Consider the following 24,957-nt stretch of genomic DNA (forward strand, 5'->3'; position numbering starts at 1 on the left):
GGGGAGCCCCGGCGGGCGGAGCCGGTCGACCGGCTCCGCCCGCCGGGGCTCCCCGGCGCGAGGCCGGGGAACTCTGGGTCGGGTCAGGAACCCGGGACCGAGCCGATCTCCGGCGGGGTCGGGATGGCCGAGTCGGTCACGGTGCCGAGCGTGGTCTTCCACGCCTGGCCCCACTGGCCGCCCTTCTGGATGGTCTTCAGCCAGTCGTTGACGAACGACTTGAAGTCGCTGTCGCCGTGCGGGAGGCCGATGCCGTAGGGCTCCTTGGTGAACGGCTGGCCGACCACCTTGATCTGCTTCTCGCTGGCGGCGTCGCTGGCGAGCAGCGTGTAGTCCTGCACGTAGGCGTCGCCGCGGCCCTGGATGAGCGCCTGGACGGCGGCCGGGTCGGTGCCGAACGCCGTGACGATGGCCTTCGGCGCGACCTTCGGCACCTCGGTGACGGCCGGCGTGTTCGCGCCGACGATCACGTTCTTGCCGTCGAGGTCCTTCTCGCTCTTGATCGACTTGTTGTCGCTCTTGACGGCGACCGACAGGCCGGACTCGAAGTACGGGCCGGCGAAGTCGACCTGCGTCGCGCGCTGCGGGGTGATCGTGTACGTGTTGAAGACGACGTCGACGGTGCCGTTCTGCAGCATCGCCTCGCGGGTCTCCGACGCCGGGGGGACGATCTCCACGTTCGGCTTGCCGAGGATGTAGATCGCGAGCAGCTTGGCCAGGTCGGCGTCGAAGCCGGTGATCTTGCTCGGGTCGGTCGGGTCCTGCTGCGAAAGCAGCGGGGCGTCGAGCGCCTCGGCGACGATGAGCTTGCCGCGCTTCTTGATCTTCTCCATCGTGGAGCCGGGGATGATCAGGGCGGCCTTGGCGACGGGGGCGCCGGAGAAGACCGTGTCGGTCTTGGCCGTGGAGCCGGCTCCGTCGCCGGGGAGGGCCGAGGTGCCGGAGGAGCAGGCGGTGACGGCGAGCGTCACGGCCGCGAGCAGGGCGCCGGCGAAGGCGGCCCGGCGGCGGGTCGAGCGGATCGAGCTGCGGGTCATTGCATCCCTTTCAGTGTTCGGACGGGTGTGGTGCTGTGGAGGGGTGGTGCGGAGGCGTCAGTGCGAGAGCACGGAGGCCAGGAACGACTTGGCCCGCTCGGTGCGGGGCGAGTCGAAGAACTCGGCGGGCGTCGCCTGCTCGACGATCTGCCCGTGGTCCATGAAGACCACGCGGTCGGCGGCGCGGCGAGCGAAGCCCATCTCGTGGGTGACGACGATCATCGTCATCCCGTCGCGGGCCAGGGAGGTCATCACGTCGAGCACCTCGCCGACCATCTCGGGGTCGAGCGCGCTGGTGGGCTCGTCGAAGAGCATCACCTTCGGCTGCATCGCGAGCGCGCGGGCGATGGCGGCGCGTTGCTGCTGGCCGCCGGAGAGCTGGGCCGGGTGGCTGCCCGCCTTGTCGGCGATGCCCACCCGGTCGAGCAGCTCGAGGGCCTGGCGCTCGGCCTCGGCCTTCTTGACCTTGCGCACCTTGATCGGCGCGAGGGCGACGTTGTCGAGGACGGTGCGGTGCGCGAACAGGTTGAACGACTGGAACACCATGCCGACCTCTGCGCGGAGACGGGCCAGGTCGGCGCCCTCCTGGGGGAGCAGCTCGCCGTCGACGCGGATCTCGCCGCCGTCGATGGTCTCCAGCCGGTTGATCGAGCGGCAGAGCGTGGACTTGCCCGAGCCGGAGGGCCCGACGACCACCACGACCTCGCGCGGCGCGACGTCGAGGTCGATGGAGCGGAGGACGTGCAGGTCGCCGAAGTGCTTGTCGACGCCGCGCAGGCTCACCATCGAGTGAGCGTTCGGTGTTTCCATCGGTTCCTCGTATCGTCATCGGTCGGGATGCGATGAGCGTACTAAGTAAGTCATGTTCTTGCAATTTCCGAATTTGGTTGGTTCGAAATCGAAGAAAGTCGGTACAGTATTCTCAACCGAGACCAGCACGCGACGGATGCGTGCGAACAGGGGGATGCGCTGAAATGAGCGGCACGCACACCGCGGCACCCGGGAACGCACCGGCGACACCCGGCGGCATCCTCCACCTCGTCCGTTCGGGCCGCGCCGGCTCCCGCGCCGACATCGCCCGCCACACCGGCCTGTCGCCCTCGACCGTCGCGCAGCGGGTCGACGCGCTTCTCTCCGCGGGCTTCCTCCGGGAGGCGGGGGAGGGCGTCTCGCACGGCGGCCGACGCCCGCGGGCGCTGGAGGTCGACGCCGGCTCCGGCGTCGTCGCCGCAGCCGACCTCGGCTCGCACCACGCCACCTTCGGGCTGTTCGACCTGTCCGGGCGGCTGCTGGCCTCCCGCACAGCTGCGATGGACATCGGATCGGGACCCGACCGGGTCCTCTCCTGGATCGCCGCGAGCGCCGAGGAGCTCCGCGCGATGCACGGGGCGCCCGGCCAGGAGCTGCGCGGCATCGGGATCGGCATGCCCGGCCCGGTCGACTCCTCCACCGGCCGGATGGTCTCGCCGTCGCGGATGCCCGGCTGGAACGGCCTCGACGTCGCGGCCGCGTTGGCCTCCCGCACCGGGCTGACCGTCGCCGTCGACAACGACGCCAACCTGATGGCCCTCGGCGAGTTCGACGCCACCGCCCAGACACCGGATGCGCTGACGGCCGACGGCCAGCTCGTCTTCGTCAAGGCCGGTTCGAGCATCGGCTGCGGGATCGTCGCGTTCGGCGGCGTCTACCGCGGCCACCACGGCATGGCGGGCGACATCAGCCATGTCACCGTGCCGGGCGCCCCGGACGTGCTGTGCTCCTGCGGCCGGGTCGGCTGCCTCGACGCCGTCGCCGGGGGCGCCGCCATCGTGCAGGCCCTGCGCCGCGCCGGGGTGGAGGTCGCCGACACCCGCGACGTCCTCGCGCTCGCCAGGGACGCGCACCCGCTCGCCACGCTCATGCTGCGGGAGGCCGGCCTCCGGACCGGCGGCGTGCTCGCCACCATCATGAACTTCTTCAACCCGCAGCGCCTGGTGCTCGGCGGCATCCTCGGCGAGGCGGAGGCGTTCGTCGCCGGGGTACGGTCGGCGATCTACTCCGACTGCCTGCCGATGATCACCGACCAGCTCGACATCGCGGTCAGCGCGGCGAAGCAGGAGGCCGGCATCCGCGGCGCCGGACGGCTCGTGCTCGACGCCCTGTTCGATCCTGCGCAGGTCGACCGCGCGGTGCGATGAGCGGGGAGGCCGCCGCTGCGCACGGCGCGATCGTGGTCGGCGCCGGCCGGATGGGCCACGCGCACGCGGCCGCCTGGGCGGCGTGCGGCGTCCCGGTCCGGTGGGTGGTGTCGCCGCGTCGGCGCCCCGACGTCCCGGACGCGCCGGACGCGCGCTGGGCGACCTCCCTGGAGGAGGCGCTCGCCGACCCCGCCGCCGACCTCGTGTCGATCTGCACGCCGACCCCCACCCACGCCGACCTCGCCGTGCAGGCGCTCGCCGCGGGTCGGAACGTGCTGCTCGAGAAGCCGATCGCGCTCACGGTCGAGGACGCCGAGCGGGTCGCCGCCGCTGCGGCCCAGGCCGCCGGGGCGCTCATGGTCGCGCACGTCGTGCGCTTCTTCCCGGGGTACGCGGCGCTCGCCGAGCGGGTCGCGGCAGGCTCGGTCGGGATCCCCCGCGCCGTGCTCGGGTCGCGCCTCTCGGCCGCACCGGACGCAACGGAGTGGCTGGCCGACGAGTCCCGCTCCGGCGGCATGATCGTGGACTTCGCCATCCACGATGTCGACCAGGCCGGCGCCTACCTCGGCGAGCCGGTCGCGGTCAGCGCCGTCCGTGCGCCGGGCGACGGGTTCGGGACACCCGTCGCGATCACCGTCGAGTACGCCTCCGGCGGCGTGGCCCAGCTCCTCGCGGTCTCCGACCTCCCGGTCGGCACGCCGTTCCGCACCACGCTGGAGGTCGTCGGCGACCGCGGGACCGACACCCTCACCGACCTCCCGGGCGACGCGTTCGCGGCGCAGGCCGGGTACTTCGTGCAGTGCGTCGAGAGCGGCGCCGAGCCGGCCCGCTCGCCGGTGGCCGCCGCGATCGACGCGCTACGGGTCTGCCTGGCGGCGCGGGAGTCGGCGCGAACGGGCGTGCGCGTCGTGCTCGACCCCCGCCACCGCTGAGCGGCCCGCGCCCCGCGAGTAAGGTGGGCGGGTGAGCGAGACATGGTGGAAATCGGCGGTCGTGTATCAGGTCTACCCGCGCAGTTTCGCGGACAGTGACGGCGACGGCATCGGCGACCTCCGCGGGATCATCCAGCACCTCGACCATCTCCAGGAGCTCGGCGTGGACGTGGTGTGGCTGTCGCCCATCTACGCCTCCCCGCACGACGACAACGGCTACGACATCAGCGACTACCGGGCGATCGACCCGCTGTTCGGCACCTTCGACGACTTCGACGAGCTGCTGGCCGGCCTGCACGCGCGCGGCATCAAGCTGGTCATGGACCTCGTCGTCAACCACACCTCCGACGAGCACCCCTGGTTCATCGAGTCCGCCTCCTCGCTCGACAGCCCGAAGCGCGACTGGTACTGGTGGCGTCCGGCGCGCGACGGGCGGCAGCCCGGCGAGCACGGCGCCGAGCCGAACAACTGGGGGTCGTTCTTCTCCGGCCCCGCCTGGCAGCTCGATCCGGCCACCGGGGAGTACTACCTCCACCTGTTCTCACGCAAGCAGCCGGACCTCAACTGGGAGAACCCGGACGTGCGCGACGCCGTCTACGACATGATGAACTGGTGGCTCGACCGCGGGGTCGACGGCTTCCGAATGGACGTCATCAACTTCATCTCGAAGGTGGTCGAGCTCCCCGACGGCGAGATCCCGGCCGGGCGGCTGTTCGGCGACGGTTACCCGTTCTTCGGTCAGGGGCCGCGCATCCACGAGTTCCTGCACGAGATGCACGAGCGCGTGTTCGCCGGCCGCGCCGACCGCATCCTCACCGTGGGGGAGATGCCCGGCGTCTCCGTCGAGGCGGCCCGGCTGTTCACCGACCCGGCCCGCGCGGAGCTCGACATGGTCTTCCAGTTCGAGCACGTCGACCTCGACCACGGGCCCGGCGGCAAGTGGGACGACCGACCGGCGAGCGTGCTCGACCTCAAGCGCAACCTCGCCAAGTGGCAGGAGGGCCTCGCCGACGTGGGCTGGAACAGCCTGTACTGGAACAACCACGACCAGCCCCGCGTCGTCAGCCGGTTCGGCGACGACCGGCCGGAGCACCGCGTCGCCTCGGCGAAGGCGCTCGGTACCGTCCTCCACCTGATGCGCGGCACGCCCTACGTCTACCAGGGCGAGGAGCTCGGGATGGCGAACGTGCCCTTCGAGTCCATCGACGACTTCCGCGACATCGAGTCTCTCAACCACTACGCGGAGGCCGTCGACATCCAGGGCCAGGACGCCGGCACGGTGATGGCGGCGCTGCGCCGGACCAGCCGGGACAACGCCCGCACGCCGATGCAGTGGTCGGCCGCGCCGGCCGCCGGCTTCACCACGGGCACGCCGTGGATCGAGGCCAACCCGGACTACGTGCTGGTGAACGCGGAGGCCGAGCGCCGGGCTCCCGACTCGGTGTTCGCCCACTACCGGCGGCTGATCGACCTCCGCCACAGGTCCGACGTCGTCGCCGACGGCGACTTCACCCTGGTGCTGGCCGACCATCCCCAGCTCTTCGCGTACATGCGCGAGCGGGACGGCCGCCGGCTGCTGGTCCTCGCCAACCTGAGCGGCGAGACAGCGCGCTACGACCCGGCGGAGCTGGACGGCTGGGAGGGCGCGGCGCTCGTGCTCGGCAATCTCGACGACTCGGCCGGCCGGGGCGTGTCCGGCTCGGTGGAGCCGTGGGAGGCGCTCGTCTTCGAATACGCGTGATCCGCGGGGTTGTGCTCCCCGCGCCGTGAGGTGTGTGATGGGCGTCAACGTCGCCGAGGCGGCGACGGGAGCGGGAGTGGCGCGTCATGGGGAACTACGTCGCGAGGGCCGAGGCGGACATCCGCGCGCCTCGACGGGAGGTCTGGAACCTGCTGACGACCAACGGTTCCCATCCCGAGATCCTGTTCGGGGCGGAGGTCGTCTCCGAGTGGAGGCTCGGCTCGCGCATCGTCTGGCGCGGCGAGTGGCAGGGGAAGTCGTTCGAGGACCACGGCCGGGTGATCGAGCTGGACGACCGTGACGAGCCCTGGCGGATCGTGCTCACGCACTTCAGCCCGCTGAGCGGCCTCCCCGACATCCCCGAGAACTACCACGCGCTGCACTTCGAGCTCGACGCGACCCCGGAGGGCACCCACGTCACGCTCGATCAGGACAACAACCCGACGGTGGAGGCCGCCCGGCACTCCCGCGACAACTGGGTCGCCGTGCTGGAGGGCGTCAAAACGGTCGCCGAGCGCTCAGCGGAGCGCCGGCCGGCCTGACCTGGCTGGGCCCGCGGGAGCTTAGCCGATCAGCCGTTGCCCTTGCCCTTGCCCTTCTGAGCCGGAGGCGCCGGCGGCGCGGCCGGCGGGGCCGGAGCCTTGGGCGCAGCCGGGGTGGCCGCCTTCGGCGGTGCGCTCACCCCGAGGAACTTCGGGAGAGGAGCGGGGAACGCCGTCCCGCCGTACGCGGCGTCGAGCGCGGTCTGGATCTGCTTGACGATCGAGAACTTGACGTTGCCGCCGCCGACGCCCTGGAAGGTCTGGCTGCGGAGGGCGACGCCGCCCGAGATGTTACCGACCCAAGTGGCCTGCGCGACCTTCGTCGTGGAGGTCACCAGCCAGTTCTCGACCGAGTTGTCCGTCGTTCCGGTCTTGCCGAAGATCGGGACGCCGTCGTTCGGGTTGGCCGAGGCCGCGGTGCCGCCGCCGCGGAGCACGCCCTGGAGGGCGTAGATCGCGGCCGCCGCGACTCCCGGATCGATCGGGTTCGTCGAGCACTGGGTCTTGGGCACCGCGTGTTCGGCGCCGTCGGTGGTGACGATCTTGTCGATCGCGACCGGGCTGCACGCCTTGCCGTTGTTGGCGATGCCGGCGTACGCCGTCGCCATCGTCAGGGGGGCGATGTAGTTCGTACCGAGCACCGACGACGGGTTGGCCATGTACGGGTTGGTGGCCTCATCCGCGCCGTGGACTCCGAGGGCCTGGGCGCCTTCCTTGATGCCGCAGAGGTCTATCTTCGTGGCCATCATGGCGAAGATCGAGTTGATGGACGCCGCGGTGGCGTTCATCACCGTCGTGGAGGTCACCGACTCGCCCTCGTCGTTCGCGACGTTCCACGGTGCGCCGCCGATGTCGTTGCAGGGGTCGCTCTCGTGGAATGCGGTCTGCGGGAAGACGTGCTGCGTCCCGTTCACGACCTCATTGAGGGTGTGGCCCTCCTTCAGCCATTCGAGCAGGTCGAACGCCTTGTAGGACGAACCGGTCTGGAAGCCCTCCGAGCCGCCGTAGTCGTAGTCGGCGTTGTAGTTGACCGCCGTGGTCCCTGCGGCGGGCGCGGCCGTGTTGTCGTAGGGCCTGTTCTGGACCATCGTGACGATCCGGCCGGTGCCGACCTCCACGGAGACGTTGGACGAGCCGAGGTCGAGGTTGGGGCTGGACGGCGGGATGTACGACGACACCGCCTGCTGCGCCTGGGTCTGGAGGTCGAGGTTGAGCGTCGTGTAGATCTTGAGCCCGCCGCGCGTCAGGTAGCTGGACCGGTCGTCGGCGGTCTTGCCGAAGATCGGGTTCTGCTCGATGGTGCGCTCGACGTAGTCGCAGAAGAACGCCGCGTTGAACTGCTGCGCCGTCATGCAGCCGTTCGACATCTGGCTGATCTTGGGCACCACCTTGGTCGCCTTCGCGACGTCGTGCTCCTCCTTGGTGATCTTGCCGTTCACCAGCATGCGGTCGAGCACGTAGTTGCGCCGGGCGAGGGTCGCCGCGTAGCCGTTCGCCGCACCGTTGTCCTTGCTGTCCGGACGGTCGATGCGGAGGTTGTCCGGGTTGTTGAGGATGGCGATGAGCGTCGCGGCCTGGGGGAGCGAGATGTCCGTCGCCGACACCCCGAAGTAGTACTCGGCCGCCGACTGGACGCCGTAGACGCGGCCTCCGAACAGAGCGATGTTGAGGTAGCTCTGCAGGATGTCGTTCTTCGAGTACTCCTTCTCGAGCCCGATCGCGTAGCGCATCTCCTTGAGCTTGCGCGCCGGGTCGACCGCCGTCGCGTCGTTGTAGCAGGCCTGGTAGGCCTTGTACTGCTTCTTCTGGACGGCGTCCGTCGCGGTCGGGTCGGGCTGCTTGTTCTCGCAGCGCTGCACCAGGATGTTCTTGACGTACTGCTGCGTGATCGACGAGCCGCCCTGCACCGACTTGTGCAGCGCCGTCAGCACCGCTCCGCGGATGGTGCCGGTGACGTCGACGCCGCCGTGCTCGTAGAAGCGCGGGTCCTCCGTCGCGATCGCCGCGTCCTTGAGGTTCTGGGAGATGGCGTCCCAGCCGACCTCCACGCGGTTCTGCGAGTAGAACGTGGCGATCGGCACCGGCTTGCCGCCGGAGGTCGCGTACATGGTGGACGCCTGCGCCAGCGGCTCCACCTTCATGTACTCGGGGAGGCCGTCGAAGACGTTGATGGTCGTGTCCGCTGCCGACCCGGTGAGGGCGACGGCGGGTGTGACCGCGGCGGCCGCGAGGAGTCCGGCGACAGCGCTCAGTGCCACGAATCCGAGCAGCGCGGGCGCCCACTTCCATCTTCTGCGTCCGTCAGCCGTCATGCGCGCAATGATACGCGTGCGCGATGTCGGGTCCCCGAGGGTCCGCCCGCGTTGTGGAGAACTTATTCAGGAATGAGAATGTGGAGGAGGAACGGCCGTCAGCCGTCGCCGCGCAGTTTGTCGCACAGGGCGGCGAGCTGCTCCAGCTCCTCGGCGTCCAGCCGGGTGCCGACGCGTTCGGCGATCGAGCGCATGTGATCGAACGCGACCCGGCGGAACATCTCGAACCCGGTGTCGGTCATCGTGATGACCGTCCCACGCGCGTCGGACGGCTCAGGTCCCTTGATGACGAGCCCGCGGTCGACCAGCCGGTCGATGAGCCTGCTCACGCTGGGCTGGGTGAGGAGGACGTGCTTGTTGAGGTCGCGCAGGCGCAGCGAGCGGTCGGGCTGACGGGAGAGGTTGAAGAGGACGTCGTACTCGTTGAAGGAGATGTCCCTGGTCGGGAACTCGGCGGCCAGCGTCCGCATGACGGCGACCTGTGCGCGGAACAGCGACTCCCACGCCGAGACCGCATTGGCCCTGGATCGCTTGGCCGAACCGGCCGCGGTCGTCCCCGTGCTCATGACCCCACCTCTTCGCGCTCGAGTAGTCGATGCGTTCGCATCTTCTCATCATGCGCCGACAGCGCTCATCCGTGCCAGCACGGCATTCGGGACGGGGGAGGGAGAGGACGGTGGGATTAAAAGATTGAGGGCCGGCCGCAGAGGCTAGCGGCCGGCCCTCTCCCTTGCACCAAGAGTGTCCTGCAATCACATTCCGCGATGGCTGCCACAGCAAACAACCATTGCTCTTGAACTATATAACGAAGAGGTAACGGGTGCTAGTTATCAAGTCGTTATTTTTGCTGCGAGTTCCCTTTGGGGCGGTTATCCCCTTGCTGAGGGTGGACAGGTCGGTCTGAGAGGAGTGCTTGACGCGCTACTCGAAAGCGAATACTCTAAGCAAAGTATTCGGAGGTGAGCAATGACGAAACGAGCGGTGGCCAACCCCCTGGCGCTGGCCGTCCTGGCCTGCCTCTGGGAGAAGCCGATGTACCCGTACGAGATGACGACCACCATGCGCGAGCGCGGCAAGGAGGACAGCATCCGGCTCAACTTCGGCTCCCTCTACGCGGTCATCAAGTCCCTCGAGAAGCACGGCTTCATCGAGGTGACGCAGACCGAGCGGGAGGGCAACCGGCCCGAGCGCGTGGTCTACGGGATCACGGACGCCGGGCGCGCGGAGGCCGACGACTGGATGCGGGAGCTCATCGCGTTCCCGGTCAAGGAGTACCCCGCGATCGAGACCGGGCTCTCGCTGCTGCCCATGCTGTCGCCGGAGGTCGCGGCCGACCTCCTCGAGCGCCGGCGCGACCTGCTCGACGCCGACCTGACGGAGCGGGCGCGGGTCTACGACGCGGCGCTGGCCATGCCGCTCCCCGAGCTGTTCATGATCGAGTCCCGCTACCGCGTCGCGGTGATGGAGGCCGAGCGCGCGTTCGTCGCCGACCTGGCCGTGCGCATCCGCGACCGCTCGCTCGGCGGTATCGACTGGTGGGAGCGGCTCTGGGAGCTGTTCGGCCAGGGCTACGACATGTCCGAGATCCGGGAGCGGATCGCGGCAGGCGACTTCGGACCGGAGGTGACCGAGTTGCTGGGGTCGTAAAACAGAACGATGGCCGGAGAGCGGCAACTCTCCGGCCATCCACACCTTCGATTCGTTCCTTGCGGAACCTGCGTCAACAGTCACCGAGGGCTTTTCCCATGATATGCCCGCGACGGTGGCTGCCCGAGATGAAAGGAAGCCACCCGTGGCATCACAGAACGGCTCGGCGATCGTCGCCGAGCACCTCGTCAAGTCCTACAGCGGAGGCCGGGGCAAGCCCGCCGTCCGCGCCGTCGACGACCTCGGCTTCGAGGTCGCCGCCGGCACCGTCTTCGGACTGCTCGGCCCCAACGGCGCCGGCAAGTCCACCACCATGAAGATCCTCTCCACGCTGACCCGTGCCGACGCCGGCAGCGCGTTCATCGCCGGGATCGACGTGAACCGCAACCCTGGCAGGGTGCGGCGCGCACTCGGGTTCGTCGCCCAGAAGCCGGTGTCGGATCCCAACGACACCGGGGCCGAGAACCTCGTCCTCGCCGGCCGGCTCCAGGGGATGAGCGGCCGCGACGCGAAGGCCCGTGCCCGCGAATTGCTCGACCGCTTCGGCCTCGCCGAGCACGCCAAGCGCCAGGTGAAGGCCTACTCCGGCGGCATGGCCCGCAAGCTGGACGTCGCGATCGGGCTCATGCACCGCCCGGAGGTGCTCTTCCTGGACGAGCCGACCACCGGGCTCGACCCGGAGGCGCGCGCCGAGCTGTGGGCGGAGCTGGAGCGGATGACCGGGGCCGAGAACCTCACGGTCCTCCTCACCACGCACTACCTGGACGAGGCCGACCGGCTCGCTGACCGGCTGGCGATCGTGGACCACGGCCGCGTCGTCACGGGCGGCACTCCCGAGGAGCTGAAGAACGGCCTCCGCGGCGATGCCGTCATCGTGGAGCTGTCGCCGGACGCCGACCCGTTCGCCGCCCTGACGGCGCTCGAGCGCGTGGACGCCCTCCGCGAGGTCGGCGGCGACGGCCGGACGCTGCGCGCTCGCGCGGACAACGGGGCTGCGACCCTCCCGGCCGCGCTCGCCGCCCTCGAGGCCGCGGCCGTCGCCGTCGCCTCCGCCACCGTCGCCCGGCCCAGCCTCGACGACGTCTACCTGCGGCACACCGGCCGCACATTCACGCGGGCGCAGGAGTCCGCCGAGCACGTTCTGGAGACCGCATCATGACCGCCATCGCAATCCCGCCCGCGCGCACTGCACGCCGCTCGGGGCCGACCTTCCTGACCCACACGCTGCTGCTCACCGGCCGTCAGCTCCGCTGGGCGATCCGGATGCCCGCGTTCCTGGTGATGAACCTGGTGCAGCCGGTGATCTGGCTGCTGCTGTTCGGGCAGCTCTTCAAGTCCGTCATCGAGATCCCCGGGTTCGGGGTCGGGCAGAGCTACCTGGAGTACCTGACGCCGGGCGTCGTGATGATGCTCGCGCTGTTCGGGAGCGCGTGGTCGGGCACCGTGTACATCCAGGACATGGACCGCGGCGTGATGGACCGGTTCCTCACCTCGCCGACCAACCGCGGCGCGATGATCGTCTCGACGCTCGTCTACCAGTCCATCCTCGCCGTGGTGCAGTCGCTGATCGTGGTCGGCATCGCGTTCTGGGCGGGTGCGCGCTTCGAGGGCGGGCTGGGCGGGATGCTGCTGCTCCTGCTCGGGGTGGTGCTGCTCACGGCGGTGTTCTGCTCGTTCTCGAACGCGGTGGCGCTGCTCGCCCGCGACCAGACCGCGCTGATCGGCATCTCGCAGCTCATCACGCTGCCGCTGATGTTCCTCAGCTCGGCGATCATGAACACGAAGCTGTCACCGGAGTGGGTGCGGAACGCCGCCGCCTACAACCCGTTCGAGTGGGCCGTGATCGTCGGCCGCGAGGCCCTGAGCGCCGCCCCCGACTGGCCCGCCCTCTGGGCACACGCCGGCCTCCTAGCCGCCCTAGCGGTGCTCATGGCCGCCCTAGCCACCAGCGCCTTCCGCGCCTACCAACGCACCGCCTGAGCCCAGCCAACAATTCCGGAGTTGTGTACGCGACACGCCGTCGCTTTACGTACACAACTCCGGAACTGTGGGTTTCAGAAGAGGTCGGGGGAGGGGGCGCTGGCGTGGCGGATGGAGACGTCCGCGTGGCGGTCGAAGCGGTAGCCGACGCCGCGCACGGTGCGCACGATGTCCTCGTAGCGCGCCAGCTTGGCGCGCAGGCGGCGGACGTGGACGTCGATGGTGCGCTCGTTCGGGATCTCGCCCTCGTCGGCGTTCGACCAGAGCGAGGAGATCAGCTCGGCGCGCTCGATGGTGCGGCCCTCGCGCAGCACCAGATACTGCAGCAGCTCGAACTCCTTGTAGGTGAGCGACACGGTCTGGTTGTCGAGGATCAGGCGCTTGCGCGAGATGTCGACCACGACGCCGGAGGCGGCGCGGTCCTCGTCCTCGTCGACCGTTGCGGTGTGGCGGTGCTTGGCGATCGCGGCCGGGTCCTGCAGGGCGAGGCGGACGACGTCCACGTCGCGTCCGCCGGCGCCGGCGGGGGCCAGCGCCACGGCGGCGTAGGTCTCGGAGGACGGCGCGAGCTCGGCGGTGAGCTGCTTGAGCGCCTCGACGATGCGGCCGAGGTCGGTGCCGGAGGCTGCGGCCTTCAGCTCGTCGATGCCGACGTAGAGGACGAAGCCGCGGGCCTCGGTCCCCTCGGGGACGGCGCGGAGGCGGGGCGCCGGAGCGGCAGGAGCGGCTGCGACAACGGGGGTTGCGGGGCGGAAGGTGTCGACGGTTGCGAGAGACATGGGAGGGGAGTCCTTCGGTGATGATGATGCGTCCGGACCCGGATACGACTGTCCTCCAGCGGTTCAGCTCCGGGAGAGCTGCTGCGGAGGGTGCGCCGGTGACGGGTTTTCCGGTATGACGAGGTGTCCCTGTTCAGAAAGGGACTGATGCACGGGTGCGTTCGTGTGGCGCGCCCGGGGAGCTGTGCCCGGAGCCGACGCTCGTCTGCGTCGGAGGGCGACCGCTCGGCGAAAGGGTCGTCAGATTAGCGACACATTCGGCAACACATGACCGAGTCGCGGCCGGGCATCATCATGCCGGCATCCCCAGGGGCCTCGAAGGAGGTCAGGGTGCGCGAGTTGTCAGTCATGTTGAGAAGTAAACCGTCCCGTGACACGTCGTGTCAAATCGTTACGGATTGTTGCGGAGAGGCTCGACACCCTACACAGTGCCGTACAGACGGTCTCCTGCGTCGCCGAGACCGGGCACAATGTATCCGTTCTCGTTCAGCCGCTCGTCCAGCGCGCCGAGCACGATGGTCACGTCGCGGCCCTCCGTCGCCTTCTCCAGGGCCGCCAGGCCCTCGGGTGCGGCGAGGATGCAGATGGCCGTGACGTCGACGGCGTTGCGCGCGAACAGGAAGTCGATCGCGGCCCCCAGCGAGCCTCCCGTGGCCAGCATCGGGTCGAGCACGAAGCACTGCCGGTCGGAGAGGTCCATCGGCAGGCGCTCGGCGTAGGTGGTCGGCTCGAGTGTCTCCTCGTTGCGCGCCATCCCCAGGAAGCCCACCTCGGCGGTCGGCATCAGCCGGACCATGCCCTCCAGCATCCCGAGCCCAGCCCGCAGGATGGGGACGACCAGCGGACGCGGCTGGCTGAGGGTGACGCCCATCGTCGTGGTCACCGGGGTCTCGATCTGCACGGGCTCGACGCGCACGGCGCGGGTGGCCTCGTAGGCCAGCAGGGTGACGAGCTCCTCCGTGAGCGCCCGGAACACGGGCGACGGGGTCTCCTTGTTGCGGAGCACGGAGAGCTTGTGGGTGATCAGGGGGTGGTCCGCTACGTGCACTCGCATAGGCTCAAGGCTAGCCGAACCCTCCCCGGACGAGGACCCCACCCAGGAGCAGCCGTGACCCTTCCCGTGCCCGCCGACTACGAGCGGTGGATGCGCCGCGCCGTCGCCGACGCGCGGCTCGCCTTCGACACCGGTGACGTCCCCGTCGCGGCGCTCGTGCTGGACGAGCACGGCGAGGTCATCGGCACCGGACGCAACGAGCGCGAGTTGCACCGTGACCCGACCGCGCACGCTGAGATCCTCGCGCTGCGGGCGGCGGCGGCGACGCGGAGTGACTGGCACCTGGAGGGCTGCACGCTGGTCGTGACGCTGGAGCCGTGCGTGATGTGCGCGGGCGCGGTGCTGGCGGCGCGTGTCCCGACCGTGGTGTTCGGCGCCTGGGACGAGAAGGCCGGCGCGGGAGGCTCGGTCTACGACGTGCTCCGCGACCGCCGCCTCAACCACCAGGTCGCCGTCTACCCCGGCGTCCTCGCCGAGGAGTGCGCCGACCTCCTCCTCGACTTCTTCCGCGCCAAACGCTGACCCCCGACTTCCGCATCCATCTCTCCCGGACTTATGTACGCGACATGCCGGTCGGCGGCGTACACAACTCCGGAAACGATGGCTGGGGTCAGTGGGGGAGGGAGTCCAGCCACTCGGAGAAGGCGGCTCGGGAGGCGTCTTGCATTCTGGCCGAGTAGAGCTCGCGGTCCTCGCGGAGGGCCTTGGGGTCGAGGGCGTGCTCGTCCAGTTCGTTGTAGCCGTCGGAGACCCACTGCTCGTGCATCTCGTCGGTGACCTCGGGGTGGAACTGCACCGCCAGCGCGAAAGCGCCGATCGCGAACGCCTCGTTCGAGTAGTCGCTGGAGGACGCCAGCCGGGTCGCCCGCTCGGGCAGCTCGAATGTGTCGCCGTGCCACTCCACCACCGGCACGCCGTCGAAGTGCCGGATGGGCGACGCCGCGCCGGCCTCCGTCGTCTCGACACGGCGGTAACCGATCTGCATGGTGTCGCCCTTGTAGACGCGCTCGCCGAGGGCGCCGGCCATGAGCTGCGCGCCCAGGCACACGCCGAGCGTCGGCCGCTCGGCGTCGAGGCGGCTGCGCAGCAGGTCGCGCTCGGCGGCGAGGAACGGGAACTCGTCGGTCTGGTACGCGCCCATCTCGCCGCCGAGCACGACGACGAGGTCGGCCTCCTGCGGGTCGAGCGCTGAGACATCCTGCGTGGTCACGTCGACGATGCGCAGGTCGTAGCCGTGCTCGACGAGGATCGGGCCGATGTTGCCGAGGTGGATGGACGGGTCGTGCTGCAGGATCAGCGCGGTGCGGGTCACTCGAGTCCTTTGAGGATGATGGTGTCGGTGGCGGGGTGCTGCTCGTTCGGGTCCACCCAGACGTCCGGTTCGATGTAGATGACCCGGGCGACGGGGACGGCGTCGCGGATGCGGCGCTCGATCGTGTCGATCGCGGCAGAGACCTCCAGCATGTTCTGCTCGCCCGCGACGGCGAGCTTGGCGCCGACGAGCAGCTCGTCCGGCCCCAGGTAGAGGGTGCGCATGTGGATGATGCGCTCGACCTCGTCGCCGGCCAGGATCGCCCGCTCGATGGCGGCGACATCCACGTCGGAGGCGCCCTCGCCGACCAGCAGGCTCTTGGTCTCGATGCCGAGCACGATCGCGACCGCGACCAGCAGGAGGCCGATCAGGACGGTCCCGATGCCGTCCCAGACGCCGTTGCCGGTGATGACCGTGAGCCCCACGCCGATCAGCGCGAAGACCAGGCCGATCAGCGCGGCGACGTCCTCCAGCAGCACCACCGGCAGCTCGGGGGCCTTCGCGCGGCGGATGAACTGCGGCCACGACATCCCCTTGCGGAGCGGGTTGGACTCCTTGACCGCCGTGCGCAGCGAGAACGACTCCAGGCCGATCGCGATGAACAGCACCAGCAGCGGCAGCCACCAGTTCTCCAGCGGGTGCGGGTGCGTCAGCTTCTCGACGCCCTCGTAGAGCGAGAAGACGCCGCCGACGGAGAACAGGATGATCGAGACGACGAACGCATACACGTAGCGCTCGCGGCCGTAGCCGAACGGGTGCTCCTTGTCGGCCTTCTTCTTGGCCTGCCGCCCGCCGAGCAGCAGGAGCAGCTGGTTGCCCGAGTCGGCGACCGAGTGCACGCCCTCCGCGAGCATCGAGGAGGAGCCGGAGAACGCCCACGCGATGAACTTGGTCAGGGCGATCCCCAGGTTGGCGGCGAAGGCCGCGACGATAGCCCTGGTACCACCTTCTGCGCTCATGACCTCATCCTAGGATGGGGCCCATGAGCGACACGAAGAACGTCACGCTGCCCACCATCGCGATGCTCGGGGCGGGCTCGATGGGGCGCGCCATCCTGTCCGGCCTGACCGCGCCGGGGGTGACCGTGGACGGCGGCATCCGGGTCACCAACCGGTCGAAGGCGCGCGCTGCGGAGCTCGCCGGCATCCCCGGCGTGACCGCGTACTCGACGGAGCACGACGGCGACGCGAACCGTGCGGCGGTGGACGGCGCCGAGCTCGTGATCGTCGCCGTCAAGCCGGGGATGGTGCCCGACCTCCTGCACGAGATCGCCGACTCGCTGACGCCCGGCGCCATCGTTGTGAGCGTGGCGGCCGGCGTCACCATCAAGACCTTCGAGTCGCTGCTGCCGTCGTCGGTGATCGTGGTCCGCTCGATGCCGAACACGCCGGCGGTCGTGGGCAAGGCCGTCACCGGGATCAGCCCGGGCACCCGCACCGAGCCGGACGACCTCGAGCTGGTCCGCGCCCTGTTCGAGACCGTCGGGGAGGTCGTGGAGGTGCCGGAGTCGCAGCTCGACGCGCTCAGCACCATCTCCGGCTCGGGACCGGCTTACGTGTTCTTCCTCGTGGAGGCGTTGACCGCCGCTGCGATCGAGAAGGGCTTCACGCCGGAGCAGGCGCGGACGCTCGTGAACGGCACGTTCCTGGGCGCGTCCGAGCTGCTGGTCTCCTCCGGCGAGGAGCCCGCCGAGCTGCGCCGCCGCGTGACCAGCCCCAACGGCACCACCGAGCGCGCCATCGCGGTCCTCGCCGACGCCGACCTCCCGGACCTCTTCACCCGCGCGACCTCCGCTGCGCTAGCGCGCGCCCGCGAACTCGCCGCCTCGTAGCCCCCACGCAATCCGTTCCGGAGTTATGTACGCAACACGCCGGTTGCGGGCGTGCATTACTCCGGAACTGATCGCGCGAGTGCTCGGCGGACGGTGAGGAGGGCGCGCGGCACGGGAGGTTTCAGGTCGTCTGCGGTGAGGAAGACGACGTTCCAGCCGCACTCGGTGAGTCGCTCTCTTCTCGCGATGTCCTCGCGGAATGCGCTTTGGTCGGTGCGGTGGATGTCGCCCAGGTATTCGATCGCCACGCGTCGATCCGGGTAAGCGAGATCGACCATCGCGACGGGTCGTCCGTCCCGGAGGACCCGGTAATTCAACTCGGGCTCGGGCAAGCCCGCGCCGACCAGAAGGAGACGGAGGCGCGTCTCCTGAGGCGAGAGCGACCCGTACCGGACGGCCTCGAAAGCCTGACGCAACCGACGGATGCCCGGCCGCCGCGCGTGGTGGCGCACGGCCCGATCGAGATCCACCAGCTCCCACGCGGAAGCGACGTTCGAGTGCGGCTCATCGCCGGTCACGAGCCAGTCGCCGATGACGACCAGATCCTCGAATGGGAGGGTCCGCGAGAGCTGCGCCCAGGTGTCCTCGGCGGCGATCACGCGCAGGCCGTCGACGGTGACCACCTTGTGACCGATCGCCCGCAACTCGTGGCCGACGACCCCGATCATCTGCGGAGGCTTCGCCGGAGCGAACACGGCGACGTGGATGTCTGTCGGGACCGCCCAGTGCGGGAGCGGGAAGCCGTGGATCATCGCTGCGGACTGGTGGCTGAACGTGTGTCGCCCACGCTCGAACGCCGAGTAGGCACGGCACGATTCCGTATGGTCGCGATATTCGATGCCGACGCTGCGCACGCCCCGGAACGGCCGCTGCAGCCCGTCGCCGTCGAGTTGTCGCCGAGTCAGCCCCGCTGCGCGGCCTTGCTCGACCGTGAACCCCGTCTCGTCGACGAGTGTGTCGTACGTCTCCATCCCAAAACCCTGCCGCGCCGACAGTCACGCATCCGACTTATCCACAGCCCAGCCATCTCTCCCGGAGTTATGCACGCAACACGCCGGTTTGAGGCGTACACAACTCCGGAATTGTTGGAGGGGGGAGGGGGCGTGGTACTCGGGGGGTCGTACGACTAGCCTGGGGGGATGGCCGACATCTTCGATGTGATCGCCGACCCTACGCGGCGCGACATCCTCAAAGTGCTGCTCGACCGCAACGCGGATGACGCGCGTCCCGTCGGGGAGATCTCGGTGTCGGAGATCGTGGCCACCCTGGAGCTCAGCCAGCCCACCGTGTCCAAGCACCTCAAGGTGCTGCGCGAGGCCTCGCTGGTGTCCGTCCGCGAGGAGGGCCAGCACCGCTACTACCGGCTCGACCCGACGCCGCTGGAGGCCGTGGAGGACTGGGTCATCCCCTTCACCGCGTCCGAGATCGACCTGTCCGCCTACTCGGTGCAGCTCGCCGACGAGACGCGCGAGTTCGCCAGCACGGTCGGCAAGGTGCTCGCCGACACCCGCCGCCGGGTGGAGCGCGTCACGCCGAAGAAGTGGCGCAGGGACTGATCCGCCGCTGGAGCCCGAGCCCGCGCACGGACTAGAGTTCGCTAGTTCCCCGTCGTCACTACCCGAGTACGATGACGGGCAAGAAAGGGACACCGCATGGTTCACGATGGGGGCTCGAACGCTCTTCGCGAGGTGCGCTTCCTGACGGTCGCCGAGGTGGCCGACATGATGCGCGTCTCCCGCATGACCGTCTACCGGCTCGTCCACTCCGGTGAGCTCCCGGCGATCCGTTTCGGCCGCTCGTTCCGTGTTCCGGAGTCCGCCGTGGCGCAGACGCTGGAGGCCGTGCGGCCGCACCTGGACGGCGGCGTCGCAGACTCGGCGTGATGTCGGGTAGACTGTTTGCTTGTGTCGCCGCGTTCTTCGCGGCAAACCCCTAACTTTGTGAGGTCTACGTGGGTTCCGTTATCAAGAAGCGTCGCAAGCGTATGGCGAAGAAGAAGCACCGCAAGCTTCTTCGCAAGACGCGCCACCAGCGTCGCAACAAGAAGTAGACCTCAGCGTCTGCTGCTCGAGCGCCGGTCCGTGAGGTCCGGCGCTTTCTGCTGTCCGCCGGCGGGTTAGGGTGGATTCCGTGTCCACCGTCACCGTCACGCTCATCGGCAAGCCGGGCTGTCACCTGTGCGACGACGCACGGGAGGCGATCCACGCCGTGATCGGCGACCTCCCCGCCGGCGCCCCCGAGGTGCGCGTGGAGGAGCTCAGCATCCTGGAGGACGCCGAGCTGCACGAGCGCTACGTGGAGGACATCCCGGTCGTGCTCGTGGACGGCCGGCAGCACACCTACTGGCGCGTCGACCCGGCGCGCCTGCGCACCGCCCTGCTGGAGGAGGCCCGTTGACCCTGCGTCACGTCGTCATGTGGAAGCTCGCGTCGACCGTGGAGGCGGAGCGCGCCGATCAGGCCGCCCGCATCAAGGCGGGGCTGGATTCGCTGCCCGCCGTCGTCCCGGAGATCCTGCGCTTCGAGGTGGGGATCAACTCCCTGCCGGTGAACGAGTTCGACGTCGTGCTCGTCAGCGACTTCGAGGACGAGGCCGCGCTGCAGCGCTACGTGGTGCACCCCGAGCACGAGAAGGTCGCGTCGTACATCCGGTCCGTGGTCTCGGGCCGCGCGGCCGTGGATGCCGAGTACTGACCCCATAAAGCACGCGTGCCCGGCGCCTGAGACAGGCGCCGGGCACGGGTGGACGGAGGTCGCTCAGACCACGGGGCTCTCTTCGATGTCCTCGTCGCTGCGGCGGTAGTCCGAGAGGAACTGCGCGAGCGTCGGCGCGTACAGCGCGCGCACCAGGTCGCCGGCCTTCTCGCCGTCCTTCGCCTTGGCGGCATCGTGGATCTCGGTGACGCGCGCCGGCAGCTCGTCGGTGTCGAACGGGCGCTTCCACACGGCGATGTAGCGCAGCACCTGCGGGCTCAGGCCCTCGCTGATCGCGAGCAGCACGTCGTTGCCGCTGTTGCGCTCGAACTCCAGGAAGAAGTCGTTCACCGCACGGCCGAGGGCCGGGAGGTTGCCCGACTTGGCGGCCTTGCGGATCTCCTTGACCGCCTTGTCCTGACGGCCGAGGGCCGCGCTGTCGAGACCGGCGGCCGAGTTCCTGGCCGCGTACTCGTGCAGGAGGCCGGTCGTGTAGATCGCCTCGTCGATCGCGCGGAGGTCGATGGGCGCGACCCGCGTGTAGCGGTTCGGCGCCATCTCGACGAGCCCGATGTCGGCGAGCTTCATCAGCGCCTCACGGATCGGCGTGCGGGAGACGCCGAGCCACGCGGTGAGCTTCTCGTCCAGCAGGGTCTCGCCCGGCTCCAGCGTGCCGTCGAGGATGCCCTCGTAGAGGCGGTTGTAGACGACGTCGCGCAGGAGCTGGCGCTCGACGGGTGCGGAGTCTTTGACGGGGAGCGGCATCAGCGGGCCTCTTTCGTTCCGAACTCGTCCACCACGGTGACGAGCCCCTTGTTCCAGAAGTCGGACACGCCCTTGGCGGCCTTGGCGCCGTTGCCGGCGATGGCCGCGTCGACGGCGGCTGCGAGGTGCGGCGCGCCCTTCTGGTACGCCTTCGACGACGGCGCCGCGATCAGCGCACGGCGCACCTCGGGGAGGTGGCGCGTGAACAGCTTCGCGAGGGTGCGGTTGTCGAGGCGGCGGAGGAAGACGTTGACGAAGCCGTCGGTGAGCACGCGGTCCTTGACGAGCTGCGCCATGTCGTCGCCGTCGCCCACCCGCTCCGTGCAGGCGCGGAGGGCGGCCTTGTCGTTCTCGGTGAGGAGCGGCGTGGCGTCGCGCACGATGCCGACGAGGAGGCTGCCGACGGTGTCGATGAGAGCACGCAGGCGCACGGGGTCGATCGGCGTGACGCGGGTGCGCTTCTGGGGCATGATCTCCACCAGCCCCATTGCCGCGAGCTGGTTCAGGGCTTCGCGGACGGGGGTGCGGGAGACCCCGACCCACTTCTCGATCTCAGCGTCGTAGAGCTGTTCTCCTGGCGTGAGGTCCCCGTCGACGATTGCGTCGAGTAGACGAACGAAAACTTCGTCCCGGATGAGCCGTCGGGGACTGACGGCCTCTGCGATGGGTACAGGCATACATGAATATTACATCCACCTGCGTCGGATGCAAGGCCATCGCGTGATGAAGTCAGGCGTGTCGTATCGCAGGATAGCCTGCCAGGCGCTCAAAAGCGTCCGAGTCGCGCTCAAGAATCGCTGGAGATGTGCTCAGAAACGGTTGCCGAGCGCTTTCGCCTTGAGCGCGTCGAACTCGTTCTGGCTGATCACGCCCTTGTCCAGGAGCGCTTTCGCCTGCTCGATGTCGGCGGCCGGCGTCGCCGACGGCGTGGGGTGCGTGTAGTAGTCGGTGTCCTCCGGCACGGTCCTGCGGTCCCGCGCGTTGCGCTCCGCCATGCCCCGGCCGCGCGCGATCAGGTACACCAGGGCGGTGAGGAAGGGCACGAAGATGAGGAAGATCACCCACACCGCCTTCCACCAGCCACTCAGCTTGTCGTCGCGGAACAGGTCGACCAGGATCGTGAACAGCACCATCAGGTAGGCGACGAAGGCGAACGCCCAGAAGATCAGCCAGATGAAGTTCCAGAAACCGTTCACGACGGGCTCCTCTCGATCGGTGTGCACACCGTAGCCGCGCCGCGGCGCGCCTGGCTAGACGGCAGTGCTCGGCCGTCGCGACGGTGGGCGCGGTTAGGCTGACCGCATGCTCAGCCAGCTGCCCCCGCGCGTATGGCGGGGGAGGACGCCCGGCGGCTGGGCGGCCCTCGTCGCCGGCCTGATCGTCGGCGTTCCCGTCGCGCTCGCGGCGGGGCTGGCGCTGCTCGCGCTCGGTGTCGTCGTGGTCGTCGTCGGTGCCGTGATCGCCATCCTGGCGCTCGCCGCCGAATGGGTCTGGTACCTCGTTCAGCGCGCGTCGCGCGTTCGGTACCCGTTCCCCGTGCCGGCGCCGCGCCGCCGCCGCGCCAGGCGCACGGCGCTGAGCGCCCTCTACCTCACGGCCGCGCCCCGGCTGACCGGCGGGCTCGCCAGGGTCGCCGGCTGGGTGCTCGGGCCGGTCGCCCTGCTGATCGGGCTGGTCGGGATCGTCCTGCCGCGCTGGCGCGCCCGGCCCTACCTCGCGGTCTTCACCCTCCCGGCGCTGCTGCGCAAGACGGTCGCCCTCGGGCGCAGGCGCGGGCTGCTGCGCGACGGGCACGACGCCGTGCTGCTCGGCTACGACGACCTCCTGGAGCGCCGGTTCCCGCTCCTGCACGACTTCCTGACCTGGTGGGGCGACCCGGGACGCGGCGACGACTACACGCCGACGCCCGGCCTCCCCGACGTGCCGGCTGGCCTGCTCGGCCTGGAGCTCGGCCCGTCCCCCGACCCGCTCGGCCAGCCGGGGCTCGCCGCCGGGGCGATGCGGCGCCGGTCGGTGCACACGCTCCGCGACCTGCTGCTCAGCCAGCGCGAGATCGACGACCTCTGCGACCCCGACCTCGACGAGCGCATCGACACCGCGGTCATCCGGCTGGTCGAGCGCGAGCACGAGGGCGTCCGGCACTGGATCGTGCAGTTCCCGAGCACGAAGTCCTGGAGCCCGCGGCCCGGCATCGCGCCCAACGACCTGACCGCCGACCTCGTCATCGGAGCCGAGCACGAGGCGACCATCACGCGGGCGGCGCTGGAGGCGATGCGGGAGGCCGGCATCCGCCCGGGCGAGCCGATCGTGCTGGCGGGGTTCAGCCTCGGCGGGATGGTCGCCTCACAGGTCGCGGTGCGGGCGCACGCGGCGGGCTTCGCCGTGACGCACCTGGTCGTCGCCGGCACGCCGCTCGGGCGCCTGCCCATCCCGGCCGGCATCCGCACCCTGGCCATCGAGCATGTGCTCGACCTCGTCCCGCGCATCGACGGCCGGGAGAACCCGGTGCGCCTGGACCTCGACGGCGCGCGGGTGCTGGTCACCGTCAAGGCCGGCCCTGCGCTCGCGCCCGGCTTCCGGCTCGGCGCGCTGCACCAGGCGATCGCGTACGCCGACACCGCCGGCGCCATCGAGACCGACCCGCCGGGGGACGCCGTGGCCGCGCTCATTGGCGAGCTGAGGCCGTTCTTCGGCCCGGGGCAGCGCGTCCACGACCGCTCGGCGCTGCGGGCGGGGAGCCTGACGGCGCAGTCCGCCGTCCCGCTGTACCTGCACAGCACCGTGGACGAAGGCATCACGCGCGGCGCGCTCCGGCAGTCCCTGCGCCGGCTCGCTGGCGTCTACGCGGTCGACGTGTACCAGTCGCGCGGCGGCCTCGCGACGACGATCCTGTGGAGCGCCGACGTGCTGGTCCGCGCGCTCGGACCCTGGCTGGCCCCGACCAGGCGCGCGGCGATCTACCGCGGCCTGCTGTCGCTGCTCGGCCGGCGGCGCGCGGTCGGCATCCACCTGCGGCTGCAGGCCCGCGAGACGCCGGGACTGACCTGGGAGGCCACGCTCCAGCGGATGCCGGACGGCCGCTGGCGGGAGACCATCGACGTCATCGTGGACGATCGCGCCCGGCCGGAGGACGTGTCCCGGCTGTTCCCGGAGGGCGTGAGGACGCGGGTGGTGCTGCACCGACCGGACGCGTTCGAGCCCGTCCTCGACGCCGCAGGGGTCTGATCGCGTCGTACGATCGGCGGGACGGTCCACCGCGGAGGGTGCGACCCCGTGGCGAGGAGGGGACATGGGACGCGAGACGTTTTGGGCCGAGGACCCCGACCCGCTGCTGCGCGTCGGCGAGGGCTACCTTCTCGCCGACAGCGACACCGCGGGGACGCCGGGGTTCGACGGACGCAAGAAGGACGGCGCGGCGGCGCTCGCCGAGGGCGCCGCTATCCTGGCCGACCTCCAGGAGCGACTGTTCGCGGCGGGGACGCTCGGCGATCGGCGCAGCGTGCTGCTCGTCCTGCAGGCGATGGACACGGCGGGCAAGGGCGGCATCGTGACCCACGTCGTCGGGCAGATGAACCTCGGCGGCGTGCGGTACGCGGGCTTCAAGAAGCCGACGCAGACGGAACTCGCCCACGACTTCCTCTGGCGGATCTGGAGCCGTGTGCCGGCGGCGGGCGAGGTCGGCGTCTTCGACCGCTCGCACTACGAGGACGTCCTCATCGGCCGGGTCCGCAAGCTCGCGCCGGAGGAGGAGATCGAGCGTCGCTACAGCGCGATCAACGAGTTCGAGCTGGAGCTGGCGGAGTCGGGGACGACGATCGTCAAGGTGATGCTGAACCTGGGCAAGGACGAGCAGAAGAAGCGCCTGGCCGACCGGCTGGAGCGCGTCGACAAGCAGTGGAAGTACACCACCGGCGACGTGGACGAGCGGCTCCTCTGGGACAGCTACCAGGACGCGTACCAGGTCGTCTTCGACCGCACGTCGACGGCGTACGCGCCGTGGTACGTCGTGCCCGCCGACCGCAAGTGGTACGCGCGGCTCGCGGTGCAGCACCTGCTCATCCACGCCCTGGAGGAGCTGGAGCTGGAGTGGCCGACACCGGACTACGACGTGCAGGTCGAGAGGGCACGGCTGGCGGCGAGCTAGGGGACCGGCCT

Annotated in this window: 28 protein-coding genes; 16 read left to right on the plus strand and 12 right to left on the minus strand. The window is 70.0% G+C overall.

The annotated features are described in order from the left end of the window. Nucleotides 1-83 precede the first annotated feature (83 nt). Together ACFRFH_RS08405 and ACFRFH_RS08410 are read right to left on the minus strand one after the other, a co-directional pair. Nucleotides 84-1,037 carry a glutamate ABC transporter substrate-binding protein gene (locus ACFRFH_RS08405; protein WP_382462526.1) on the minus strand — a complete coding sequence of 318 codons (954 nt, stop codon included), beginning with the start codon at nt 1,035-1,037 and terminating at the stop codon, nt 84-86. A 57-nt stretch (nt 1,038-1,094) separates the two neighbouring features. Beyond that, nucleotides 1,095-1,847 carry an amino acid ABC transporter ATP-binding protein gene (locus ACFRFH_RS08410; RefSeq protein WP_382462527.1) on the minus strand — a complete coding sequence of 251 codons (753 nt, stop codon included), beginning with the start codon at nt 1,845-1,847 and terminating at the stop codon, nt 1,095-1,097. 164 nt (nt 1,848-2,011) lie between these two features. On the opposite strand from ACFRFH_RS08410, the gene ACFRFH_RS08415 reads away from it, so the two are divergent. The 4 genes from ACFRFH_RS08415 to ACFRFH_RS08430 all read left to right on the plus strand — a co-directional run bounded on the left by ACFRFH_RS08415 (nt 2,012) and on the right by ACFRFH_RS08430 (nt 6,429). Next, complete coding sequence (locus ACFRFH_RS08415) at nt 2,012-3,214, plus strand: ROK family protein (protein ID WP_382462528.1); 1,203 nt, start codon at nt 2,012-2,014, stop codon at nt 3,212-3,214. Beyond that, nucleotides 3,211-4,146 carry a Gfo/Idh/MocA family protein gene (locus ACFRFH_RS08420; RefSeq protein ID WP_382462529.1) on the plus strand — a complete coding sequence of 312 codons (936 nt, stop codon included), beginning with the start codon at nt 3,211-3,213 and terminating at the stop codon, nt 4,144-4,146. Before ACFRFH_RS08415 ends, ACFRFH_RS08420 begins: the two co-directional genes overlap by 4 nt. 31 nt (nt 4,147-4,177) lie before the next feature. After that, a complete protein-coding gene (locus tag ACFRFH_RS08425) occupies nt 4,178-5,887 on the plus strand; it encodes an alpha-glucosidase (RefSeq protein WP_382462530.1) in 1,710 nt (569 codons plus the stop codon). A gap of 86 nt (nt 5,888-5,973) precedes the next feature. Beyond that, complete coding sequence (locus ACFRFH_RS08430; RefSeq protein ID WP_382462531.1) at nt 5,974-6,429, plus strand: SRPBCC domain-containing protein; 456 nt, start codon at nt 5,974-5,976, stop codon at nt 6,427-6,429. 29 nt (nt 6,430-6,458) lie between these two features. Here the strand turns inward: ACFRFH_RS08430 and ACFRFH_RS08435 are convergent, their stop codons facing one another. After that, nucleotides 6,459-8,741: a transglycosylase domain-containing protein gene (locus ACFRFH_RS08435; protein WP_382462532.1), complete on the minus strand. Its 2,283-nt coding sequence runs from the start codon at nt 8,739-8,741 to the stop codon at nt 6,459-6,461. Nucleotides 8,742-8,839: 98 nt separating this feature from the next. After that, entirely contained in the window at nt 8,840-9,307 is a 468-nt protein-coding gene (locus tag ACFRFH_RS08440; protein WP_382462533.1) for a MarR family winged helix-turn-helix transcriptional regulator, read from the minus strand. Between the two features lie 400 nt (nt 9,308-9,707). Here ACFRFH_RS08440 and ACFRFH_RS08445 point away from each other — a divergent pair, with 400 nt between their 5' ends. The 3 genes from ACFRFH_RS08445 (at nt 9,708) to ACFRFH_RS08455 (ending at nt 12,368) form a co-directional block, all read left to right on the plus strand. Next, nucleotides 9,708-10,388, plus strand: a complete 681-nt coding sequence (locus ACFRFH_RS08445) for a PadR family transcriptional regulator (protein ID WP_382462534.1) — start codon at nt 9,708-9,710, stop codon at nt 10,386-10,388. Nucleotides 10,389-10,533: 145 nt separating this feature from the next. Further along, nucleotides 10,534-11,547: an ABC transporter ATP-binding protein gene (locus ACFRFH_RS08450; RefSeq protein ID WP_382462535.1), complete on the plus strand. Its 1,014-nt coding sequence runs from the start codon at nt 10,534-10,536 to the stop codon at nt 11,545-11,547. Next, nucleotides 11,544-12,368, plus strand: a complete 825-nt coding sequence (locus ACFRFH_RS08455; RefSeq protein ID WP_382462536.1) for an ABC transporter permease — start codon at nt 11,544-11,546, stop codon at nt 12,366-12,368. Before ACFRFH_RS08450 ends, ACFRFH_RS08455 begins: the two co-directional genes overlap by 4 nt. Before the next feature lie 74 nt (nt 12,369-12,442). On the opposite strand, the gene ACFRFH_RS08460 is transcribed toward ACFRFH_RS08455, so the two are convergent. Next, a complete protein-coding gene (locus ACFRFH_RS08460) occupies nt 12,443-13,147 on the minus strand; it encodes a winged helix-turn-helix domain-containing protein (protein WP_382462537.1) in 705 nt (234 codons plus the stop codon). 421 nt (nt 13,148-13,568) lie between these two features. Continuing rightward, entirely contained in the window at nt 13,569-14,201 is a 633-nt protein-coding gene (upp, locus tag ACFRFH_RS08465) for a uracil phosphoribosyltransferase (protein ID WP_382462538.1), read from the minus strand. 54 nt (nt 14,202-14,255) lie between these two features. Here upp and tadA point away from each other — a divergent pair, with 54 nt between their 5' ends. Continuing rightward, a complete protein-coding gene (tadA, locus tag ACFRFH_RS08470; protein ID WP_382462539.1) occupies nt 14,256-14,723 on the plus strand; it encodes a tRNA adenosine(34) deaminase TadA in 468 nt (155 codons plus the stop codon). 88 nt (nt 14,724-14,811) lie between these two features. Here the strand turns inward: tadA and ACFRFH_RS08475 are convergent, their stop codons facing one another. Continuing rightward, a complete protein-coding gene (locus ACFRFH_RS08475) occupies nt 14,812-15,513 on the minus strand; it encodes a glutamine amidotransferase (protein WP_382462540.1) in 702 nt (233 codons plus the stop codon). Then, nucleotides 15,510-16,472: a cation diffusion facilitator family transporter gene (locus ACFRFH_RS08480; RefSeq protein WP_382462541.1), complete on the minus strand. Its 963-nt coding sequence runs from the start codon at nt 16,470-16,472 to the stop codon at nt 15,510-15,512. Before ACFRFH_RS08480 ends, ACFRFH_RS08475 begins: the two co-directional genes overlap by 4 nt. A 23-nt stretch (nt 16,473-16,495) precedes the next feature. On the opposite strand from ACFRFH_RS08480, the gene proC reads away from it, so the two are divergent. After that, complete coding sequence (gene proC / locus ACFRFH_RS08485) at nt 16,496-17,344, plus strand: pyrroline-5-carboxylate reductase (protein ID WP_382462542.1); 849 nt, start codon at nt 16,496-16,498, stop codon at nt 17,342-17,344. Nucleotides 17,345-17,400: 56 nt separating this feature from the next. On the opposite strand, the gene ACFRFH_RS08490 is transcribed toward proC, so the two are convergent. After that, nucleotides 17,401-18,315 (minus strand): hypothetical protein, encoded by a 915-nt coding sequence (locus ACFRFH_RS08490; protein ID WP_382462543.1) that lies wholly within the window; start codon nt 18,313-18,315, stop codon nt 17,401-17,403. A gap of 168 nt (nt 18,316-18,483) precedes the next feature. On the opposite strand from ACFRFH_RS08490, the gene ACFRFH_RS08495 reads away from it, so the two are divergent. The 5 genes from ACFRFH_RS08495 (at nt 18,484) to ACFRFH_RS08515 (ending at nt 20,037) form a co-directional block, all read left to right on the plus strand. Further along, a complete protein-coding gene (locus ACFRFH_RS08495) occupies nt 18,484-18,900 on the plus strand; it encodes an ArsR/SmtB family transcription factor (protein ID WP_382462544.1) in 417 nt (138 codons plus the stop codon). Between the two features lie 96 nt (nt 18,901-18,996). Continuing rightward, nucleotides 18,997-19,227 (plus strand): helix-turn-helix domain-containing protein, encoded by a 231-nt coding sequence (locus ACFRFH_RS08500; protein ID WP_345840141.1) that lies wholly within the window; start codon nt 18,997-18,999, stop codon nt 19,225-19,227. 68 nt (nt 19,228-19,295) lie between these two features. Next, nucleotides 19,296-19,394: a 30S ribosomal protein bS22 gene (locus ACFRFH_RS08505; protein ID WP_003792170.1), complete on the plus strand. Its 99-nt coding sequence runs from the start codon at nt 19,296-19,298 to the stop codon at nt 19,392-19,394. 80 nt (nt 19,395-19,474) lie between these two features. After that, nucleotides 19,475-19,741, plus strand: a complete 267-nt coding sequence (locus ACFRFH_RS08510; protein WP_382462545.1) for a glutaredoxin family protein — start codon at nt 19,475-19,477, stop codon at nt 19,739-19,741. Further along, nucleotides 19,738-20,037, plus strand: a complete 300-nt coding sequence (locus ACFRFH_RS08515; RefSeq protein WP_382462546.1) for a Dabb family protein — start codon at nt 19,738-19,740, stop codon at nt 20,035-20,037. Before ACFRFH_RS08510 ends, ACFRFH_RS08515 begins: the two co-directional genes overlap by 4 nt. Before the next feature lie 63 nt (nt 20,038-20,100). On the opposite strand, the gene ACFRFH_RS08520 is transcribed toward ACFRFH_RS08515, so the two are convergent. From ACFRFH_RS08520 to ACFRFH_RS08530, 3 genes are all read right to left on the minus strand, one after another. Next, the gene (locus tag ACFRFH_RS08520; protein ID WP_382462547.1) at nt 20,101-20,802 is read right to left on the minus strand and encodes a GntR family transcriptional regulator; all 702 of its coding nucleotides are present in this window, start codon (nt 20,800-20,802) and stop codon (nt 20,101-20,103) included. Then, the gene (locus tag ACFRFH_RS08525) at nt 20,802-21,479 is read right to left on the minus strand and encodes a GntR family transcriptional regulator (protein WP_382462548.1); all 678 of its coding nucleotides are present in this window, start codon (nt 21,477-21,479) and stop codon (nt 20,802-20,804) included. The genes ACFRFH_RS08520 and ACFRFH_RS08525 overlap by 1 nt, the downstream gene beginning before the upstream one ends. Nucleotides 21,480-21,611: 132 nt before the next feature. After that, nucleotides 21,612-21,998: an SHOCT domain-containing protein gene (locus ACFRFH_RS08530; RefSeq protein WP_382462549.1), complete on the minus strand. Its 387-nt coding sequence runs from the start codon at nt 21,996-21,998 to the stop codon at nt 21,612-21,614. Between the two features lie 106 nt (nt 21,999-22,104). On the opposite strand from ACFRFH_RS08530, the gene ACFRFH_RS08535 reads away from it, so the two are divergent. Both ACFRFH_RS08535 and ACFRFH_RS08540 read left to right on the plus strand, forming a co-directional pair. Continuing rightward, nucleotides 22,105-24,027: a hypothetical protein gene (locus ACFRFH_RS08535; RefSeq protein ID WP_382462550.1), complete on the plus strand. Its 1,923-nt coding sequence runs from the start codon at nt 22,105-22,107 to the stop codon at nt 24,025-24,027. Between the two features lie 64 nt (nt 24,028-24,091). Then, nucleotides 24,092-24,946 (plus strand): PPK2 family polyphosphate kinase, encoded by an 855-nt coding sequence (locus tag ACFRFH_RS08540; protein ID WP_382462551.1) that lies wholly within the window; start codon nt 24,092-24,094, stop codon nt 24,944-24,946. Nucleotides 24,947-24,957: the final 11 nt, after the last annotated feature.

The sequence above is a fragment of the Leifsonia sp. NPDC056824 genome (assembly GCF_042789575.1).
Taxonomy (GTDB): Bacteria; Actinomycetota; Actinomycetes; order Actinomycetales; family Microbacteriaceae; genus Leifsonia.